The sequence below is a fragment of the Kitasatospora sp. NPDC085879 genome (assembly GCF_040686255.1).
In the GTDB taxonomy this organism is placed as follows: domain Bacteria; phylum Actinomycetota; class Actinomycetes; order Streptomycetales; family Streptomycetaceae; genus Kitasatospora.
Genome location: NZ_JBFBJZ010000085.1, coordinates 1 through 16,743, shown reverse-complemented (window position 1 = coordinate 16,743; position 16,743 = coordinate 1). Strand labels below are relative to the sequence as shown.

The following is a 16,743-nucleotide window of genomic DNA, read 5'->3' as shown; positions in this document are numbered from 1 at the left end:
CTCGGGCTGCTCGGCGTCGGTCACCGGGCCAGCCTACCGACGGGGCGGGGTGGCGCCCGGTGCAGCGCGGACGGCGCGGAGGGTGTGCGAAGGCCTGTGCGGGCGCAGGCCGCCTTATCGTCCCGCAGAAGGCGTTCCGACACACTGTGTCGCTGGCCATAACACGATTCGCGCGCGGCTGGCTACGCTACTTGGCGGTAGTCGCAGTGCCGCCCTGCCCTCATGCCGTCGTCGGCTTCGGGTGCGGCCAAGGACCAGGGAGAGCCACCTCACATGACCGAGGCGCCGTACGACCCCCACAGCACCGCCGGGAAACTCGCCGATCTGCGGCGGAGGATCGACGAGGCGGTCCACTCCGGCTCGGCCGCGGCCGTCGAGAAGCAGCATGCCAAGGGCAAGCTGACGGCGCGTGAGCGGGTCGTGGAGCTGCTGGACGAGGACTCGTTCGTCGAGTTCGACGAGTTCGCCCGGCACCGCTCGACCAACTTCGGGCAGGAGCGGAACCGCCCGTACGGCGACGGCGTGGTCACCGGCTACGGCACCGTCGACGGCCGTCAGGTCGCGGTCTTCGCGCAGGACTTCACCGTCTTCGGCGGCTCGCTCGGCGAGGTGTTCGGCGAGAAGATCGTCAAGGTGATGGATTTCGCGCTGAAGACCGGCTGCCCGGTCATCGGCATCAACGACTCCGGCGGCGCCCGCATCCAGGAGGGCGTGGTCTCGCTCGGCCTGTACGGCGAGATCTTCCGCCGCAACGTGCACGCCTCGGGTGTCGTCCCGCAGATCTCGCTGATCATGGGCCCCTGCGCGGGCGGCGCGGTGTACTCCCCCGCGATCACCGACTTCGTGGTGATGGCCGACCAGACCTCGCACATGTTCATCACCGGCCCGGACGTCATCAAGACGGTCACCGGCGAGGACGTCGGCATGGAGGAGCTGGGCGGCGCCCGCACCCACAACACCAAGTCGGGCAACGCGCACTACCTGGCGGCGGACGAGAAGGAGGCGATCGAGTACGTCAAGAACCTGCTGTCGTACCTGCCCTCCAACAACCTGTCCGACCCGCCGGCCTACCCCGAGCAGGCCGACCTCTCGATCACCGACGAGGACCTCGAGCTCGACACGATCGTGCCGGACTCGGCGAACCAGCCGTACGACATGCACAAGGTGATCGAGCACGTCCTGGACGACGGCGAGTTCCTGGAGACCCAGCCGCTGTTCGCCGGCAACATCATCACCGGCTTCGGCCGGGTCGAGGGCCACCCGGTCGGCATCGTCGGCAACCAGCCGATGGACCTGGCCGGCTGCCTGGACATCGACGCCAGCGAGAAGGCCGCGCGCTTCGTGCGGACCTGCGACAGCTTCAACATCCCGGTGCTGACCTTCGTCGACGTGCCCGGCTTCCTGCCCGGCACCGGCCAGGAGTGGGACGGCATCATCCGCCGCGGCGCCAAGCTGATCTACGCGTACGCCGAGGCCACCGTGCCGCTGATCACCGTGATCACCCGCAAGGCCTTCGGCGGCGCGTACGACGTCATGGGCTCCAAGCACCTGGGCGCGGACCTGAACCTGGCCTGGCCGACCGCGCAGATCGCCGTCATGGGCGCGCAGGGCGCGGCCAACATCGTCTACCGCCGCGAGCTCGCCGAGGCCGCGAAGGCGGGCGCGGATGTCGACGCGCGCCGGGCCGAGCTGGTCGCCGAGTACGAGGACACCCTGCTCAACCCGTACCTGGCCGCCGAGCGCGGCTACGTGGACGCGGTCATCGCCCCGAGCGAGACCCGCCGGCACATCGTGCGCGGACTGCGGGCGCTGCGCGGCAAGCGGGAGACGCTGCCGCCGAAGAAGCACGGCAACATTCCGCTGTAGTCCGTTCCGCGAGAGGATCGACCCATGGCCCCCATCCAGGTGCTGCACGGGCAGCCGACCCCCGAGGAGCTGGCCACCGTCCTGGCGGTGGTCCATTCCCGGGCCGCCGCCGCGCAGGCCGCCGCCGAGGCGGCCGGCCGGGCGGGCGGCCCGGCGTCCCCGTGGCGCGACCACGCGCGGAAGATGCGCAGCATGCCGGCCCACGGCCCCGCCGCCTGGCGGACCTCCGGCTGGGCCCGCTGAGCCGAGGCGGCAGGACGGCCCGGTGCACCCCCTTCGCGGGGCGGTGCGCCGGGCCGTCCGGCGTTGCGCGGCGGGTGCGGCGGCCCGGTCAGCCGGCCTCGGCGGAGCGGCGGCCGAGCAGGCCGTCCAGGGCCACCGCGCCGGGGCCGAGCACCGCGATCAGCAGGAACACCCAGGCGAACAGCGCGGCCGGCTCGCCGCCGTTCTGCATCGGCCAGAGCGCGTGCTCCTGGTGGACGGAGAAGTAGGCGTAGGCCATCGAGCCGGAGCAGACGACGGCGGCGGCGCGGGTGGCGAGCCCGAGCAGCACCAGGGCGCCGCCGACGAGCTGGATGACCGCGGCGTACCAGCCGGGCCAGGACCACGCCTCCACGGTGCCGCCGCCCCGGCCGCCCGCCGGGACGCCGAACAGCGATGCGGCGCCGTGGGCCGTGAACAGCAGGCCTGCGACGACGCGGAACAGGCCCACCGCGTACGGGCGGGCGGTCTCCAACGAACTGACGGACGGACGGGGCACGGTACGTCTCCTCGGCTGGAACCTGTGGGGGCGGGCGTCCGCCGGACGCCCGTGGTGTCCCTGACCCGGTGACGCCGTCGCACCCTCTGCCCGCACAGATCATGGACGCGACAAGTCGTCCGGACCATTGCAGGGCCGACCGGTCCGCGCGTCAAGGGTTCCGGACGGGGCAGCCCGGTTTGAGTACGCGTACTCAGGCGCCCTCCGCGCGCCCGCAGCAGGATTGTGAGGTGCTCTGGTCAGACCCCCGCGACGAGCCCTCCCCCGAAGCCCGGAGGGCGCAGCGGATGCTCCGCCGCGCCGGCCTGCTGCTGGCGGTCCTCGCGTTCGTCGCGGCCCTGCTGCTGGTCCGCTGACGGCCCGGCGGGCGGGGACGCCGGGGCCCCGGGGTGCGTCCTCCGGGTAGGAGGACACGCCCTAGGCTTGGCGCCATGACCGATCGCCGCACCCTCGTCCTCGCCTCCGCGTCCCCGGCCCGGCTCGGGCTGCTCCGCCAGGCCGGCCTCGACCCGCAGGTGCGGGTCAGCGGGGTCGACGAGGACGCGCTCAGCGCCGCCACCCCCGCCGAACTCGCCCTGGTGCTCGCCGAGGCGAAGGCCAAGACGGTGGCGGCCGGCCTCACCGGCGGCGAACTGGTGATCGGCTGCGACTCGGTGCTGGAGCTCGACGGGCAGGCGCTCGGCAAGCCCGCGGACGCCGCCGAGGCGCTGGAGCGCTGGCGCTCGATGCGCGGCCGGGCGGGCGTGCTGCAGACCGGCCACTGCGTCGTCGACACGGCGACCGGCCGGCAGTCGTCGGCGACCGCCTCGACCACCGTCCGCTTCGGCACCCCGGACGACGAGGAGATCGCCGCGTACATCGCCTCCGGCGAACCCCTGCACGTGGCGGGGGCGTTCACCCTGGACGGCCGCTCGGCCCCGTTCGTGGAGGGCATCGACGGCGACTCGGGCAATGTGATCGGCCTGTCGCTGCCGCTGCTGCGGCGGCTGCTGGCCGACCTGGGCGTGCGGATCACCGACCTCTGGGTCTGACCCGCACCCCGCCCCGGCTCAGCCCTGCGGCGGCGCCGTCCGAGCCAGGAAGGCCAGCACGTCGGGCAGCGCACCGTCGGAGAGCAGCGCGGCGCCGTGGTTGCCGCCGGGGTAGATCTTCAGCTGCTTGTCGGTGGCGGCGGCCGCACCGTGCAGGCTGCGGGCATTGTCGGCGAACGGCTGGTCGTGCTCCTCGGCGGCGAACAGCACGGGCGCGGTGAGCCGCTTGACGGCGGTGCCCGCGTTGTCCCCGCCGAAGGACTCCGGTCCGCTGAGCGAGACCACGGCGGCGGCCGGCACGGGCAGGTCCGGCAGCGAGCCGGCCACCAGCGAACCGGTGCCGCCCTTGGAGGCGCCGACCAGGACGAGCCGGGCGATCCCCTTGGCCTTGAGGTGGCCCGCCACCTGCTCGATGGTGTCGGAGACGGTGCCGTTGGCGGTGTAGGGCAGCACCGCGTACCCGGCCCCGGTGAAGGCCTCCAGGTAGGGGATCCAGTCGCAGAGGCTGCCGCCGTTCTGGTGCGAGAGGACGACGGCGGTCTTCGCGCCGCAAGCGTCGGAGTCCCGGTAGTAGGCCTCCACCGGGGAGAGCCCGTCGACGGTGACCGAGCCCTTGGCGGCCTGCTCCTCGGTGAGGCAGCCGTATCCCGCCGGGCTGCTCGCGGCGGCGGGCGCGGGAGCGCCTCCGCCGGACTCGCAGCCCGCCAGCGCCGCGACTGCGGCCAGCGCGGCCGCGAGCCGTACCGCCGTGGTGCTCCGCATCACATCGACTCCCCCGGGGCGGGGGCGGCCGGCCGCCGCCCGACGCGGCGTCACGCTAGGGGGAGCCACCGGAGCCGTCAATGGTCCATACCAATACCCGGCCGCGATCGAGTGAAGCGGAACGGAGCACTCCGGTCGGCGCCCTGCGGAATCGGACAGAACCGGGGGCGAACAACTGTCGCGGCGGGCCAGCCCGGCCCCGTACCGTCCCCCGATAGGCTGACGCAGCCGTCGGCCGGAAGGAGCGGGGGATGACCGACAGCGTCCTCAACGTGGTGCTCGGACTGGTGGCCTCCGCCATCAGCGCGGGCATCGGCTGGATCGCCCAGACCGCGCGCCGCCGGCGCCGCCTGGACCGCACCCAGCGGTTCTTCGGCATGCCGGAGGGCACCGAGTGCCTCCTGGTGGTCAACCGGGATGCCGGGTCACGGGCCTCCACGGCCGTGGCCCGCAACGACGTGTACGCGCTCATGGAGCTCGCCGCCCTGGTGCGCGAGTGCGGGGCGCGGGCCGAGATCGTGGCGCACGACCAGGTGCGCCAAGGGCTCGGCGCCAAGGCGGAGTTCTGCCTCGGCGGGCCGTCCAGCAACCAGCGGACGGCCGCCCACCTGGCGTCCTGGCTGCCCGGGGTGACCGCCGCCGCGGGGGACACCGACCTGAGCATCACGGTGGGTGACGAGGAGTTCCCGCTCACCCGGCCGGTGCCGGAGGGTGTCCCGGTGTACGCCCTGCTGGCCAGGGTGCACGCCGGATCGGGCGACCGGCCGGTCTTCCTGATATCGGGTCAGACCTCCACGTCCAACCACGCGGCGGTCCGCTACCTGGCGGCCAACCACCACGCCCTGGCGCGGCGGCACGGCACGGACAGCACGTTCGTCCTGGTGCTGAAGGTGGTCAACCCCGGCGCGTACGGGCCGGACGTGGTCGAGCTCGCCGCGGAGGTCACCGCCAAGGCGACCACCCGGCCGGTGGCGGTCGCGGCCGCCTGACCTCCGGTGTGGCGAAGGCCACGGACCCGCGACGCCCTCCCCGGGGCGCCGCGGGCCCTGCGCGGCCGCGACGCGTAGCGTCTCTACCAGCGGTGTCTGCCGCTGCGTGGTCGCGCGATCACGAAATCGGGTGACGCTCCGTGTGGGCTAGCTCACCACCAGGGACTACTCGCCGGTAGTGCCCTTAGATCCCTAGACTCAACGAGGTTCAAGAAGGGAGCCACAGTGCGCAAGGTGCTCATCGCCAACCGCGGAGAGATCGCTGTCCGCGTCGCCCGGGCGTGTCGGGACGCCGGTATCGCCAGCGTCGCCGTCTACGCCGAGCCTGATCGGGACGCGCTGCATGTCCGCGCGGCCGACGAGGCCTACGCGCTCGGCGGCGACACCCCCGCGACCAGCTACCTGGACATCGCCAAGGTGCTCAAGGCGGCCGCCGACTCCGGTGCGGACGCCGTCCACCCCGGCTACGGCTTCCTCTCCGAGAACGCCGACTTCGCCGAGGCCGTCATCGCGGCCGGGCTGATCTGGATCGGCCCGCCGCCGCAGGCCATCCGCGACCTCGGTGACAAGGTCACCGCGCGGCACGTCGCCCAGCGCGCCGGCGCCCCGCTGGTCGCCGGCACTCCGGAGCCGGTCTCCGGCGCCGACGAGGTCGTCGCCTTCGCCACCGAGCACGGCCTGCCGGTCGCCATCAAGGCGGCGTACGGCGGCGGCGGCCGCGGCCTCAAGGTCGCCCGCACGCTCGAGGAGATCCCCGAGCTGTACGAGTCCGCCGTCCGCGAGGCGGTCGCCGCCTTCGGCCGCGGCGAGTGCTTCGTCGAGCAGTACCTGGACAAGCCGCGGCACGTCGAGACCCAGTGCCTGGCCGACCGCCACGGCAACGTGGTGATCGTCTCCACCCGTGACTGCTCGCTGCAGCGCCGCCACCAGAAGCTGGTCGAGGAGGCCCCCGCGCCCTTCCTGACCGCCGAGCAGAACGCCGAGCTGTACCGCGCCTCCAAGGCCATCCTCCGCGAGGCGGGCTACGTCGGCGCCGGCACCTGCGAGTTCCTGGTCTCCCAGGACGGCCTGATCTCCTTCCTGGAGGTCAACACCCGTCTGCAGGTCGAGCACCCGGTCTCCGAGGAGGTCACCGGCATCGACCTGGTCCGCGAGATGTTCCGGATCGCCGACGGCGAGGAGCTCGGCTACGACGACCCGGAGATCCGCGGCCACTCGATCGAGTTCCGGATCAACGGCGAGGACCCGGGCCGCGGCTTCCTGCCCGCCCCGGGCACCGTGTCGCTGTTCGCCCCGCCGTCCGGCCCGGGCGTGCGCCTGGACGCCGGCGTCGAGACCGGCTCGGTCATCGGCCCCGCCTGGGACTCGTTGCTCGCCAAGCTGATCGTCACCGGCGCCACCCGGCAGCAGGCCCTGCAGCGTGCCGCCCGCGCGCTGGAGGAGTTCAAGGTCGAGGGCATGGCGACCGCCATCCCGTTCCACCGCGCGGTGGTGACCGACCCGGCGTTCGCGCCCGAGGTGCACGGCAGCGACACGCCGTTCACGGTCTACACCCGCTGGATCGAGACCGAGTTCCAGAACACCATCCCGCCGTTCGCCGGCGCGGGCGCCGAGGGTGACGAGGCCGAGGGCCGCGAGACCGTCGTCGTCGAGGTCGGCGGCAAGCGGATCGAGGTCTCGCTGCCGTCCTCGCTGGGCGTCGCGAGCGCCCCGGCGGCCGGCGGCGGCACCAAGGTCGCCAAGCGCCGCGTCGGCGCGAAGAAGGCGGGCTCCGCGGTCAGCGGCGACACCCTCGCCTCGCCGATGCAGGGCACCATCGTCAAGGTCGCCGTCGAGGAGGGCCAGGTCGTCGCGGAGGGCGAGCTGATCGTCGTCCTGGAGGCCATGAAGATGGAGCAGCCGCTCAACGCCCACAAGGCCGGCACGATCGTCGGCCTGAAGGCCGAGGTCGGCGCCAGCGTCAGCAGCGGCGCCGCGCTCTGCGAGATCAAGGACAACTGACCCCGCGTCACGTCCCGGACGGCCGGTCCGCACCCCTCCTCGGGTGTGCGGGCCGGCCGTCCGCCGTCGTGCGGGCCGTCAGGGCCGGCCGGTGGCCAGCGGGCGCGCGATCAGGGCGTGGCCGGGGCGGCGCTGGCCGGGCAGCGGGGCGCCCGGCGGGCCCGGGCGGCGCGGGCCGCCGGGCTGCGCCTGGTGCGGTGTCATCGGGTGCGCCGGGCCGCCGCTGTGCACCGTCGGCTCGGCGGGCGTGCCGAGCGGGGCGAGCGAGATCTGCACCCCGCAGTCGGCGAGCGCGTCCAGCTCCCGGGCGGTCGGGTCCTGGGCGGCGGACTGCTCGTCGGTGACCAGCCGGGTGATGGCGTCCGTCGGCACCGTCTGGAACATGGTGTCGGCACCGAGCTTGGTGTGGTCGGCGAGGACGATCACCTCCGTCGCCGCCTGCACCAGCGCCCGGTCCACGCTCGCCGAGAGCATGTTGGTCGTGGACAGGCCCCGCTCGGCGGTCAGGCCGCTGCCCGAGACGAAGGCCTTGGACACCCGCAGGCCGGCCAGCGACTGCTCGGCGCCGCTGCCCACCAGGGCGTAGTTGGAGCCGCGCAGGGTGCCCCCGGTCATCACCACCTCCACCCGGTTGGCGTGCGCCAGCGCCTGGGCGACCAGCAGCGAGTTGGTGACCACGGTGAGGCCGGGCACCCGGGCGAGCCGGCGGGCCAGCTCCTGGGTGGTGGTGCCGGCGCCCACGACCACGGCGTCGCCCTCCTCGACCAGGCCTGCGGCCAGGTCGGCGATGGCGCTCTTCTCCGCCGCGGCGAGATGGGTCTTCTGCGGGTAACCGGGCTCCCGGCTGAAGCCTCCGGGAAGCACCGCCCCGCCGTGCCGGCGGTCGAGCAGCCCTTCGGCCTCCAGGGCCCGGACGTCTCGGCGGACGGTGACTTCGGAGGTCTGGACGACGCGGGCCAACTCCCGGAGCGAGACCGCTCCGTTGGCGCGCACCATTTCGAGGATCAACTGGCGACGTTCTGCAGCAAACACGGAACCGACGGTAACCTGAATGACCGTCTGCTTTCAGGCGTTTGCAGCCAGTAGCCGGAAACGCTCACCTCCGAGCGGCGCGCGACCGTACAATTCGCGCCGCCGGCGGCTCCGCGCACGCTCGGCCGCGCGGGTGGTGCGCGAAGGGCGGCCGCCGCGGCGACCGCCCCAACTGCGCCCGGCAGGTCAGGAGTCCGAGCCCTCGCGCTTGCGGATGTGGAGCTGGCGGGCGGCCTCCGCGGTCGAACCGGAGAGCGACGGGTACACGGTGAACGCGCCGGCCACCTGTTCGACCGTCAAGTTGTTGTCCACGGCGAGCGAGATCGAATGGATGAGCTCGCTGGCGCGCGGCGCGACCACCACGCCACCGACCACGATGCCGGTGCCCGGGCGGCAGAAGAGCTTCACGAAGCCGTCCCTGATGCCCTGCATCTTGGCCCGCGGGTTGCCGCGCAGCGGCAGCTTGACCTCGACGGCGTCCATCTTGCCGCCGGCGACGTCGGCCGCGGTGTAGCCGACGGTGGCGATCTCCGGGTCGGTGAAGACGTTGGAGGCCACGGTCTTGAGGTTGAGCGGCTGCACCGCGTCGCCGAGCGCGTGGTACATCGCGATCCGGCCCTGCATGGCGGCGACCGAGGCGAGCATGAAGACGCCGGTGCAGTCGCCCGCCGCGTAGACGCCCGGGGCGGTGGTGCGGGAGACCCGGTCGACCTTGATCTGGCCCCAGTCGTTGAGCACGACCCCGGCCGCCTCCAGGCCCATGTCCGCGGTGTTGGGGATAGACCCGACCGCCATCAGGCAGTGGGTGCCCTCGATGACCGTGCCGTCGGCGAGGGTGACCTCGACCTTGTCGCCGATCCGCTTGGCGCTCTCGGCGCGCGAGCGGCTCATCACGTTCATGCCGCGGCGGCGGAAGACGTCCTCCAGCACCTCGGCGGCGTCCGGGTCCTCGCCCGGCAGCACCCGGTCGCGGCTGGAGACCAGGGTGACCTCGGAGCCCAGCGCCTGGTAGGCACCGGCGAACTCGGCGCCGGTGACACCGGAGCCGACCACGATCAGCTCGCGCGGCAGCTCGTCCAGGTCGTAGACCTGCGTCCAGGTGAGGATGCGCTCGCCGTCCGGCTGGGCGTCCGGCAGCTCGCGCGGGTGCACGCCGGTGGCGATCAGCACCGCGTCGGCGCGCACCGTCTCGGTGGTGCCGTCCTCGCGGTCGACGACGACCTCGCGGGAGCCGTCCGCCGCCTGGCCGCCGGCGCCGAGCCGGCCCTTGCCGCGCAGCACGGTGACGCCGGAGCGGGTGACGGCCTGGGTGATGTCGTGGGACTGCGCGATCGCGAGGCGCTTCACCCGTCGGTTGACCTTGCCGAGGTCGACGCCGACCACCCGGGCGGACTGCGCCAGCGGCGGCGTGTCGTCGGCGACGATGATGCCGAGCTCCTCGTAGGAGCTGTCGAAGGTCGTCATCACCTCGGCAGTGGCGATCAGCGTCTTGGACGGCACACAGTCCGTCAGCACCGCCGATCCGCCCAGGCCGTCGCGGTCGACGACGGTCACCTCCGCGCCGAGCTGGGCTGCCACCAGGGCCGCCTCGTATCCGCCGGGTCCGCCACCGATGATCACGATCCGAGTCACGAGCACCATTCTCCCGCATGCCGGAACCAAAGCCACGCCGGGGGCGTTGCCTCCGGCCCGCACCGCCCCGGGCGGGCCGCGGCACGCCTCCCGCCCCGCCGCGGCACGCCCGCGGGTGCCGGTCGCGGGCACGCCCGTTCCGGTCCGGGGCAGCGCTCTCCCGTAGGCTGGCGCCCATGTCGCTCTACGCCGCGTACGCCACGAACCTCGACGCCCGGCAGATGACCCGGCGCGCCCCGCACTCCCCGCTGCGCGGCACCGGGTGGCTGGACGGCTGGCGGCTGACCTTCGGCGGCGAACAGCTGGGATGGGAGGGCTCGCTGGCCACGGTCGTGGAGGACGAGAAGGAGCAGGTCTTCGTCTCGCTCTACGACGTCTCGCCGGTGGACGAGGAGGGCCTCGACCGCTGGGAGGGCGTGCAGCTCGGCATCTACCGCAAGATCCGGCTGCGGGCGCACACCCTGGACGGCGACATCCCGGTCTGGACGTACGTGCTCAACGACTACGAGGGCGGGCTGCCCGCCGCCCGCTACCTCGGGCTGATCGCGGACGCGGCGGAGAGCGCCGGGGCGCCCGACGACTACGTGCACGAGCTGCGCCGCCGTCCCTGCTGAGGCGCCGGCGCCGCGCGGCCCGTCGCCGCCTCGTGCGATCCGACGGACCGGGGCCTCCACAGGTGCCCTGTCACGGTATTTCCGGATGATTCCGGTAACGATCCGGCGCGTCTTGGCGGGATTGTCTACGCGCGTAGGCGAATCTTGTCTATTCTCGGAGCTGTGAACGCATCTCCTCAGTCGGTCGTCTCCGCCGACCCCTATGCCGCCGCCCGGGCCGCCGCCGACCGCCTCCGCGAGCTGACCGGCGTCGACCGCCACGACGTCGCCCTCGTCATGGGCTCCGGCTGGGTGCCGGCCGCCGACGCCCTGGGCGAGACCGTGGCCGAGTTCCCGGTCACCGAGCTCCCGGGCTTCCCCGCCCCCGCCGTCGCCGGGCACGCCGGCCGCATCCGCTCCGTGAAGATCGGCGAGAAGCGCGCCCTGATCTTCCTCGGCCGCAACCACTACTACGAGGGCCACGGCGTGGCCACCGTCGTGCACGGTGTGCGCACCGCCGCCGCCGCGGGCTGCGGGATCGTCGTCCTCACCAACGGCTGCGGCGGCCTGCGCGAGGGCTGGACCCCGGGCCAGCCGGTCCTCATCAGCGACCACATCAACCTCACCGCGGACTCGCCGATCGTCGGCGCGAACTTCGTGGACCTCACCGACCTCTACTCCAAGCGCCTGCGGACCCTGTGCCGCGAGATCGACCCGACCCTCGACGAGGCCGTCTACGTGCAGTTCCGCGGCCCGCACTACGAGACCCCGGCCGAGGTCAACATGGCCCGGGTGATCGGCGGCGAGCTGGTCGGCATGTCCACCACCCTGGAGGCCATCGCCGCCCGCGAGGCCGGCACCGAGGTGCTCGGCATCTCCCTGGTCACCAACCTGGCCGCCGGCATCACCGGCGAGCCGCTCAACCACGAAGAGGTGCTGGAGGCCGGCAAGGCCAGCGCCGAGCGGATGGGCGCGCTGCTGGCGAAGGTCCTTGAGCGGATCTGAGCACGCGCTGACGCAGAATCAGTAGACCGGCGGCAGGCCGCGCACCCTCGCGGTGCCGCGGCCGCCGCCGGCCGGCCCACACCCTCGTTTGGAGCTCGCACCATGGCGCAGGCACCTACCACCGACCTCCTTGCCCGGGCCCGCGCGTGGCTCGCCGAGGATCCCGACCCGCAGACCCGCGCGGAGCTCACCGAGCTGCTCGTCTCCGCCGAGGGCCCCGACGCCGAGTCCGGGGAGCGGCTCGCCTGGTCCCGGCTGGCCGAGCGCTTCTCCGGCCGCCTGCAGTTCGGCACCGCGGGCCTGCGCGGCGAGCTCGGTGCCGGACCGATGCGGATGAACCGCGCGGTGGTGATCCGCGCCGCCGCCGGCCTCGCCGCGTACGTCCGCCGGAACCCGCAGCTGGGCGACCTCGTGGTGATCGGCTACGACGCCCGCCACAAGTCGTACGACTTCGCCCGGGACACCGCCGCCGTCGTGGTCGGCGCCGGCCTGCGGGCCGCCCTGCTGCCGCGGCCGCTGCCCACCCCGGTGCTCGCCTTCGCGATCCGCCACCTCGGCGCCGCGGCCGGCGTCACCGTGACCGCCAGCCACAACCCGTCGCAGGACAACGGCTACAAGGTCTACCTGGGCGACGGCTCGCAGATCGTCCCGCCCGCGGACGCCGACATCGCCGCCGAGATCGACGCGATCGGCGCCCTCGCCGAGGTCCCGCTCGCCGAGGGCGGCTGGGAGGTGCTCGGCGACGACGTCGTCGAGGCCTACCTGGACCGCGCGGTCACCGTGCTCGACCCGGCCGGTCCGCGCGACCTGGACGTGGTCTACACGCCGCTGCACGGCGTCGGCCGGGACGTGCTGCTCGCCGCCTTCAAGCAGGCCGGCTTCCCGGCGCCCACCGTGGTCGCCGAGCAGGCCGAGCCCGACCCGGACTTCCCGACCGTGGTCTTCCCCAACCCGGAGGAGCCCGGCGCGATGGACCTGTCCTTCCGCACGGCGACCGCCGTCGGCCCGGACATCGTCATCGCCAACGACCCGGACGCCGACCGCTGCGCGGTGGCCGTTCCGGACAACGGCGGCTGGCGGATGCTGCGCGGCGACGACGTCGGCGCCCTGCTCGGCTCGGCCCTGGTCGCCAAGCGGGTCGGCGGCACCTTCGCCACCACCATCGTCTCCTCCACCCTGCTCGGCCGGATCGCCGCCGCCGCGGGCCTCGGCTACGCCGAGACGCTCACCGGCTTCAAGTGGATCTCCCGCGCCGAGGGGCTGCGCTACGGCTACGAGGAGGCGCTCGGCTACTGCGTCGACCCGGCGGGCGTCCGCGACAAGGACGGCATCACCGCCGCCCTGCTGGTCGCCGAGCTCGCGGCCACCCTCAAGCGGTCCGGCCGGACCCTCACCGACCTGCTGGACGACCTGGCGCTGGAGCACGGCCTGCACGCCACCGACCAGCTGTCCGCCCGGGTCGACGACCTGTCGCTGATCGCGGACGCCATGCACCGGCTGCGCGAGCGGCCGCCGACCGTCCTGGCCGGGCTGCGGGTCGAGCGGGCCGACGACCTCACGGCCGGCTCCGCCGACCTGCCGGCCACCGACGGCCTGCGCTACCACCTGGCCGGCGAGGGCGTCCGCTCGGCCCGGATCGTGGTCCGGCCCTCCGGTACGGAGCCCAAGCTGAAGTGCTACCTGGAGGTCGTGCTCCCGGTCGCCGCCGCCGCCGACCTGGCGGGTGCCCGTGAGCGCGCCGCCGCGCTGCTCGACGGCATCAAGCGCGACCTCGCGGCTGCCGCAGGCATCGGCGCCTGACGGCCGGCGCCTCCCCGCGGACACCCCGCTTCGTCCCACGGGAGGCGCCCACGGCAGCGGGCCCCCGCCGACCTCGGTCGGCGGGGGCCCGTGTGCACTCCCGGGGGCCGCGCGGGCGGCCGCCGCGTCAGCCGGCGGCGATCAGGGTCACCAGCGCGATCAGGCCGAGCACGGTCGGCACGATCACCCACCAGCACCAGCGGACGGCCACCTCGCCCTTGGCCTCGGGCTTGCCGGCGTACCGCTCGGCCATCTCCAGCAGGTTCGCGACCACCTGGTCGGACCAGGCCCGGGTCGGGTCGTTCTCGCCCGCCCGCAGCGGCGCCGACGGCGCGCCGTCCTTGGCGACCCGCATCGCCCGGCGGTTCGCCGCCTTCCGCTGGCGGATCGACACCGGCACCGCCCAGACCTGGTACTTGTGGCCGGCGGCGAACAGCTCGACCGAGTAGCCCGACCGCAGCCCCTCCACCTCCGACCACGGCGCGTGGACGCTGCGCAGCGGGTTGCGGACGAGCATGCGGCGCTCGTTCGCGTAGACGGCGGGGCGCAGCGTGTAGGCGATCACCGGGAAGACGAAGACCGGTGCGGCGGCGAGCGCCACCCAGGGCGTTCGGCCGGTACCGGAGATCACGGCGTCGCCGATCAGCCAGGCGGCCACGGCGAGCAGCAGGACGCCGGAGATGATGCCGGGGCCGGAGCGGTAGACGCGGTCGGCGTACTCCGGCTCCTCGGGTGCGGCGGGGCCCGGGTGGGGCGTGCCGTCGGATTCGGTCATGGGGACGATTCTGCCGCATGGGGCCCCTCCGCCCCAGGGACCCCGGCGACCGGATCCGCGCGGGTCACGCCGCGCGCCGCCGGCCCGCGGGGGCTTCTCCCCTCGGGCCGGCGGCGCCGGCCGGACGGTGCGGGCCGTCAGGGGGTGCGGCGGCGCAGGGTCGCCGCGCCGAGGCCGAGGGCGAGCAGCGCGCAGCCGGCGATGACGGCGAGGTCGCGGACCACCTCGCCGCCGACGCCGCTCTGCACGGTGAGCCGGCCCATCGCGTCGACCGCGTAGGAGAGCGGCATCACGTCGGAGGCCCAGCGCAGCACGTCCGCCATCTGCTCGCGGGGCACGAACAGGCCGCAGAGCAGGAACTGCGGCAGCAGGACGGCCGGCAGGAACTGCACGGCCTGGAACTCGGTGGCGGCGAAGGCGGAGACCAGCAGGCCCAGCGCCATGCCGAGCAGGCCGTCGCCGACCGCGACGGCGAAGAGCAGCCAGGTCGGCCCGGCCACGTCCAGGCCGAGCAGGCCGATCGTGAGCGCCGAGGCGAGCGCGGCCTGGACGAGGGCGACCAGACCGAAGGCGAGCGCGTAGCCCAGCAGCAGGTCCAGCTTGCCGAGCGGCATGGTGAGCAGCCGCTCCAGGGTGCCGCTGGTGCGTTCGCGCAGCATGGCCACGGAGGTGACCAGGAACATCACCAGCAGCGGGAAGATCCCGAGCAGGGCCGGGCCGATCCGGTCGAAGGTGTCCGGCTGCCCGTCGTACATGTAGCGCAGCAGGGTCAGCAGGACGCAGGGGACGACCAGCAGCATCGCGAGGGTGCGCGGGTCGTGGCGCAGCTGGGCGAGGACGCGTCGGGCGGTGGCGAGGGTGCGCTGCAGGTTCATCGTGCGGTCTCCACGCTGTCGGCGGCGGCCGTGGCCTGTCCGGTGGCCGGGTCGCCCTCGACGAGGCGGAGGAAGGCGCTGTCGATGTCGGCGGCGCCGGTGGCCGCGAGCAGGGCGGCGGGGGTGTCGTGGGCGAGCAGGCGGCCGTCGCGCATCAGCAGCAGGCGGTCGCAGCGGGTGGCCTCGTCCATGACGTGGCTGGAGACCAGCAGCGTGGCGCCGTCCTCGGCGAGGCCGCGGAAGAGTCGCCAGAGGTCCTGGCGGAGCACCGGGTCGAGGCCGACCGTGGGCTCGTCGAGGACGAGCAGTTCGGGGGTGCCGAGCAGGGCGGCGGCGAGCGAGACGCGGGCGCGCTGGCCGCCGGAGAGCCGTCCGGCGGGGTCGTGTTCGTGGCCGACCAGGCCGACCTGGCGGATCACCCGGGCCGGGTCGCTCTTCGGCGCGCCGAGGACGGCGGCGAAGTAGGCGAGGTTCTCGCCGACGGTGAGGTCGGTGTAGACGGAGGGCGCCTGGGTGACGTAGCCGACCCGGTGGCGCAGGGCGGCGTCGCCGGCCGGGCGGCCGAGCACCTCGACGGTGCCGCCGGCGGTGCGCTGCACGCCGACGACAGAGCGGAGCAGGGTGGTCTTGCCGCAGCCGCTGGGGCCGAGCAGGCCGGTCACGGATCCGCGCGGGATCTCCAGGTCGAGGCCGTGCAGTACGGGGCGGCCGCCGCGGACCACGGTGAGACCGTCGGTCCGGATCGCGGGGCCGGGCCCTGCCTCAGAATTCATCATGCGATGAGTTTTGCGCTCCGCACCCCGCCCGTCAAGACACCGGACGGGGCCGGCCGGCCCGGATCGGGCATGGACAACCGGCCCGCCGACCAGCAGGGTGGGCGCGTGACCGCATCGGACGCTCCCGAGACCCTCGACGCCGACACCACCGGCACCACCGACACCGCCGGCACCGACGACGGCACCGTCCGGGGCCTGCCGCTGCCGCGGCTGCTGCTCGACCTGATCGCCGACGGCCGGTGGCGGCACCCGGGCGACGAGGCCCTCGCCGCGGCGCTGCCGTGGTTCACCGACCCGCTGGAGCTGCTCGCCGACGCGGCGGCGGTGCGCCGCCAGTCCGCCTCGCTCGACGACCTCTCGGGCGAGGACCTCGGGCCGCTCTTCCGGCAGGCTCGCGGCAGCACCGCCGACGGCCCGGTGGAGCTGCCCTGGCTGGACGCCGAGCGGGCCGTGCTCATCGCGGTCGCCCGCACCGTCGGCGACGACATCGCGCTCGCGCTCGACTACCGCACCGACCTGGCCGACCCACGGGTGGTGGGCAGCGACATCTGGACGAACCCGCAGGAGTACACCTGGCGGGTCGCCGCGCCGAGCTTCTCCGCCTTCGCCGCCGCACTGGGCCTGCTGGAGAACCACCCGGAGCCGTAGCACGGGCATCCGACGTACGGGCACTAGGTGTACTGACCCGTGAGGTTGGGGACGCGGCTGGCGGGTGGCTTGCCTGCGAGTGCGGTGTGTCCGCGGTGGTGATTGTAGGTGTGGAGCCAGGTGGGGTAGGCGTCTCGGCGTTCCTGCTCGGTGCGGTAGGGCTGAGCGTAGGCCCACTCGTCGAGCAGGGTGCGGTTG

General features: G+C 74.0%; 18 protein-coding genes. 10 read left to right on the top strand and 8 right to left on the bottom strand.

Going from position 1 to position 16,743, the window contains the following annotated elements:
• Positions 1-273: 273 nt before the first annotated feature.
• Positions 274-1,866, top strand: coding sequence for an acyl-CoA carboxylase subunit beta (locus AB0P35_RS36875; RefSeq protein WP_363519788.1), 1,593 nt, complete (start codon positions 274-276; stop codon positions 1,864-1,866).
• A 24-nt stretch (positions 1,867-1,890) separates the two neighbouring features.
• Complete coding sequence (locus AB0P35_RS36870; RefSeq protein WP_095874580.1) at positions 1,891-2,109, top strand: acyl-CoA carboxylase subunit epsilon; 219 nt, start codon at positions 1,891-1,893, stop codon at positions 2,107-2,109.
• 88 nt (positions 2,110-2,197) lie between these two features.
• Here AB0P35_RS36870 and AB0P35_RS36865 read toward each other — a convergent pair whose 3' ends face one another.
• Positions 2,198-2,626, bottom strand: a complete 429-nt coding sequence (locus tag AB0P35_RS36865; RefSeq protein WP_095874579.1) for a DoxX family protein — start codon at positions 2,624-2,626, stop codon at positions 2,198-2,200.
• Positions 2,627-2,856: 230 nt separating this feature from the next.
• Between AB0P35_RS36865 and AB0P35_RS36860 the strand changes: the two genes are divergently transcribed.
• Positions 2,857-2,982 (top strand): hypothetical protein, encoded by a 126-nt coding sequence (locus AB0P35_RS36860; protein ID WP_257019169.1) that lies wholly within the window; start codon positions 2,857-2,859, stop codon positions 2,980-2,982.
• 75 nt (positions 2,983-3,057) lie between these two features.
• Positions 3,058-3,657 carry a nucleoside triphosphate pyrophosphatase gene (locus tag AB0P35_RS36855; RefSeq protein WP_095874578.1) on the top strand — a complete coding sequence of 200 codons (600 nt, stop codon included), beginning with the start codon at positions 3,058-3,060 and terminating at the stop codon, positions 3,655-3,657.
• An 18-nt stretch (positions 3,658-3,675) separates the two neighbouring features.
• On the opposite strand, the gene AB0P35_RS36850 is transcribed toward AB0P35_RS36855, so the two are convergent.
• The gene (locus AB0P35_RS36850) at positions 3,676-4,419 is read right to left on the bottom strand and encodes a hypothetical protein (RefSeq protein ID WP_363519783.1); all 744 of its coding nucleotides are present in this window, start codon (positions 4,417-4,419) and stop codon (positions 3,676-3,678) included.
• Positions 4,420-4,670: 251 nt separating this feature from the next.
• On the opposite strand from AB0P35_RS36850, the gene AB0P35_RS36845 reads away from it, so the two are divergent.
• Together AB0P35_RS36845 and AB0P35_RS36840 are read left to right on the top strand one after the other, a co-directional pair.
• Entirely contained in the window at positions 4,671-5,408 is a 738-nt protein-coding gene (locus AB0P35_RS36845; protein WP_363519780.1) for a hypothetical protein, read from the top strand.
• A 225-nt stretch (positions 5,409-5,633) separates the two neighbouring features.
• Positions 5,634-7,409, top strand: coding sequence for a biotin carboxylase N-terminal domain-containing protein (locus AB0P35_RS36840; protein WP_095874575.1), 1,776 nt, complete (start codon positions 5,634-5,636; stop codon positions 7,407-7,409).
• Between the two features lie 78 nt (positions 7,410-7,487).
• Here the strand turns inward: AB0P35_RS36840 and AB0P35_RS36835 are convergent, their stop codons facing one another.
• Together AB0P35_RS36835 and AB0P35_RS36830 are read right to left on the bottom strand one after the other, a co-directional pair.
• Positions 7,488-8,441 carry a DeoR/GlpR family DNA-binding transcription regulator gene (locus AB0P35_RS36835; protein ID WP_257019168.1) on the bottom strand — a complete coding sequence of 318 codons (954 nt, stop codon included), beginning with the start codon at positions 8,439-8,441 and terminating at the stop codon, positions 7,488-7,490.
• Positions 8,442-8,627: 186 nt separating this feature from the next.
• Positions 8,628-10,082: an NAD(P)H-quinone dehydrogenase gene (locus AB0P35_RS36830; protein ID WP_363519777.1), complete on the bottom strand. Its 1,455-nt coding sequence runs from the start codon at positions 10,080-10,082 to the stop codon at positions 8,628-8,630.
• A 167-nt stretch (positions 10,083-10,249) separates the two neighbouring features.
• Here AB0P35_RS36830 and AB0P35_RS36825 point away from each other — a divergent pair, with 167 nt between their 5' ends.
• The 3 genes from AB0P35_RS36825 (at position 10,250) to AB0P35_RS36815 (ending at position 13,471) form a co-directional block, all read left to right on the top strand.
• Complete coding sequence (locus AB0P35_RS36825; RefSeq protein WP_095874573.1) at positions 10,250-10,687, top strand: gamma-glutamylcyclotransferase; 438 nt, start codon at positions 10,250-10,252, stop codon at positions 10,685-10,687.
• Positions 10,688-10,849: 162 nt separating this feature from the next.
• A complete protein-coding gene (locus tag AB0P35_RS36820; protein ID WP_095874572.1) occupies positions 10,850-11,671 on the top strand; it encodes a purine-nucleoside phosphorylase in 822 nt (273 codons plus the stop codon).
• 102 nt (positions 11,672-11,773) lie between these two features.
• Positions 11,774-13,471, top strand: coding sequence for a phospho-sugar mutase (locus AB0P35_RS36815; RefSeq protein WP_363519774.1), 1,698 nt, complete (start codon positions 11,774-11,776; stop codon positions 13,469-13,471).
• A gap of 127 nt (positions 13,472-13,598) precedes the next feature.
• Here AB0P35_RS36815 and AB0P35_RS36810 read toward each other — a convergent pair whose 3' ends face one another.
• From AB0P35_RS36810 to AB0P35_RS36800, 3 genes are all read right to left on the bottom strand, one after another.
• Positions 13,599-14,246, bottom strand: a complete 648-nt coding sequence (locus tag AB0P35_RS36810) for a PH domain-containing protein (protein ID WP_095874570.1) — start codon at positions 14,244-14,246, stop codon at positions 13,599-13,601.
• A 137-nt stretch (positions 14,247-14,383) separates the two neighbouring features.
• On the bottom strand, positions 14,384-15,121 hold the full coding sequence (locus AB0P35_RS36805) for an ABC transporter permease (RefSeq protein WP_095874569.1): 738 nt from the start codon (positions 15,119-15,121) through the stop codon (positions 14,384-14,386).
• A complete protein-coding gene (locus AB0P35_RS36800; protein ID WP_363519770.1) occupies positions 15,118-15,897 on the bottom strand; it encodes an ABC transporter ATP-binding protein in 780 nt (259 codons plus the stop codon). Before AB0P35_RS36800 ends, AB0P35_RS36805 begins: the two co-directional genes overlap by 4 nt.
• Positions 15,898-16,002: 105 nt before the next feature.
• Between AB0P35_RS36800 and AB0P35_RS36795 the strand changes: the two genes are divergently transcribed.
• Positions 16,003-16,545, top strand: coding sequence for a hypothetical protein (locus AB0P35_RS36795; RefSeq protein WP_363519767.1), 543 nt, complete (start codon positions 16,003-16,005; stop codon positions 16,543-16,545).
• A 23-nt stretch (positions 16,546-16,568) separates the two neighbouring features.
• On the opposite strand, the gene AB0P35_RS36790 is transcribed toward AB0P35_RS36795, so the two are convergent.
• The coding region (locus AB0P35_RS36790; RefSeq protein WP_363519809.1) for an integrase core domain-containing protein at positions 16,569-16,743 on the bottom strand (175 nt) is incomplete at its 5' end.